A 2312-nucleotide genomic window follows, 5' to 3' on the forward strand; every position below is an offset into this window, starting at 1 on the left:
CGTCGAAAACAGGTATCCGATCGATTTCAGCGGCGACCGCCCGATGGAGCCGGGAGACTCGGTTGAGATCCTTTTTATCGGCGTCAACGACAAACAGCCCATCGCCAGAACGACCGCAGTCGCGGCCGCGGCGACCGGCGACCCTACGGAACGGGACAAGCCAGAGTGTCGCTGAAACCCGTCGACCGTCGCGAAACTACATACATATCGCTACAGAGTCTATCTTAGCCCTGACGTGACGTTCTCCCCAGAGCGAACGGCGGAACCTCCCGGGCCGTAGGTGGGATATTTATTGATTTCCGAGGCTCTGTCGAAATACATAATTTTTGATATTTTTTGAGTCGTGCTGAACACAGAGCCCATATATTCCACCTACGGTGTGAACGTTTTTTTAACAATAACAGCGCTCGAAGGAGTATGAACAATTAGAACCGTAAGTTCGTCAGCATCAGGATTACTACCTACTGGCGGTTCACGAAAATCGGCTCCTCCCACGTTTATTTCAAATTGGATTGTGTCACCAACGCCCCACGTGTTTGGATCGTTACTCTCAATTTCTTTATTGAAATACAATATTATGTTCTCAGGATCTTTCTCCTCATCAAACTCGGGGAGGTTAACCAGTCGTGCTTCAGTATCCACATCGGGGCCAGATGCCCGAACGACAATTTCCAATTCTTCAGCGGGAACGCCCTCTCCAGATATGTGCGTAATACGTACACGCTGGGCATCCGCCCCTGGCTCAAACTCTCCACTCGTCTGGCCAACGGTTGGCGCAGGCTCGTTTAGATTCTCTGTAGCACCAAACAAAAACACGGCTCTGGTGAATCGCTGTAAGACGGCGGGATAGGTCGTCACATCAAAGGAAGTGAAGCGGAAAATCGGCGATGCCTATGTCGAATATCTCCCGCTTCACGAGCAAGGCGGTCACGTAGCTAAAAATGCTGTTGGTGGCCGAGGCGAAGCCGCCGCCCCCGAAGGGGGTGTGGGGGCTTCGCCGACTACGCCGTCGTTTCTCTCCACTGTCTCCGGATTTACCTAGAGAAATCCTACCGCGAGGCGCTTGATCTCTTGAGCGAGATGCCACAAATAGTGGCCGAGATCGGTTTCGAAACGTCCGATCTCCCGCATCACTCGACGCTAGTCAAGGCGTTTGACACATTAAAGATGAAGATCTGGCGAGTGCTGCTGCGCCTCTCGGCGCAGTTGCACGACACCGCTGATCACACCGCGATGGACGCGACGTTCTTCGACCGCGAAACCGCCAGCAAGCACTACTGCCGCCGGACGAACTACCGCGTTCAAACGCTGAAAACGATCGCGCTTGTCGATACAAAAACACAAGCTGTACTTGACGTTCACTGTACGACCGAGAAACGTCACGACACGCAGATCGGCTGGCAACTCGCCTGCCGCAACGCGGGCGAGATTGCCAGCCTCGCGGCCGACAAAGGGTACGATTGGCAGCGATTACGCGAGAAATTGCGCGAAGAAGGCGTGAGACCGCTGATCAAACACCGTGAGTTCCGACCCGTCGATTGCGCGCATAACGCGCGAATCGACGAGTCTCTATACGGCCAGAGGGCGCTGTTTGAAACCGTCTTCTCAACGATCAAGCGGACGCTCGGCCACGCGGTGCGTGCCCGATCGTGGTACCGCGAATTTCGTGAAATTGTTCTGATGTGTGCGGTCTACAACATCAAGCGAGCCGTGAAACCGTGAAATCAAACGCCTTCTAGCGATTTTTCTCGATTCACTCCTGATCTGAGAATCGGCCCGGAAACGCGCCTCAGACCTGACGCACGCCGAGTTCAGCCTGCACCCTCGCCGTCGAGCAGTCTCGCGGCCGACTCGACGTCGCCGAAGTACCCCAGCGTGTGGCTCTCGCCGCCCGCGGTGGTGATCTTGACCGTGTCGTACCACTCGGGTAGTACCCCGGCGAAGAGGTCGGAAGACGGGGTAACTTCGGTGATCTCGGCGCGGCGAACCGACCACTGCGTCGCGCCCGTCAACTCGTTGTGGGCCACGACTGCGTCCGGGTAGACATGATAGACCACGTGTGCGCTGACCACCCACCCGACGACGAGTTCGACGAGGACCCGGACGCCGACGACGACCGCGACGCCGACCGCGGCGCCGACGACGGGGCCGGACGGCGTGGTGAGCACTCCACCGCCGACGAGCAGTCCGACCAACCCACCCACCAGAACGGGGAACAGCATCACTCCCAGCACGGAGACGAGGACACCGCCGATCACCGAGGCGACGAGCGTGCCGCGGCGGTCGCTCTCGAACGACGCGACCGGCTCGCC

Annotated in this window: 1 protein-coding gene and 2 pseudogenes; 1 reads left to right on the forward strand and 2 read right to left on the reverse strand. The window is 57.5% G+C overall.

What is annotated here, in order from left to right:
- Positions 1 to 372 precede the first annotated feature (372 nt).
- Positions 373 to 816, reverse strand: coding sequence for a type IV pilin (locus tag EXE44_RS16430; RefSeq protein ID WP_199240755.1), 444 nt, complete (start codon positions 814 to 816; stop codon positions 373 to 375).
- A gap of 77 nt (positions 817 to 893) precedes the next feature.
- On the opposite strand from EXE44_RS16430, the pseudogene EXE44_RS16435 reads away from it, so the two are divergent.
- Positions 894 to 1722 (forward strand): annotated as a pseudogene (locus EXE44_RS16435) (IS5 family transposase).
- 89 nt (positions 1723 to 1811) lie between these two features.
- Here the strand turns inward: EXE44_RS16435 and EXE44_RS16440 are convergent.
- Positions 1812 to 2312 (reverse strand): annotated as a pseudogene (locus EXE44_RS16440) (multidrug ABC transporter ATPase); the annotation flags it as partial.

Origin of the sequence: Halorubrum sp. SS7, from assembly GCF_005435055.1 — an archaeon.
GTDB classification, from domain to species: domain Archaea; phylum Halobacteriota; class Halobacteria; order Halobacteriales; family Haloferacaceae; genus Halorubrum; species Halorubrum salinarum.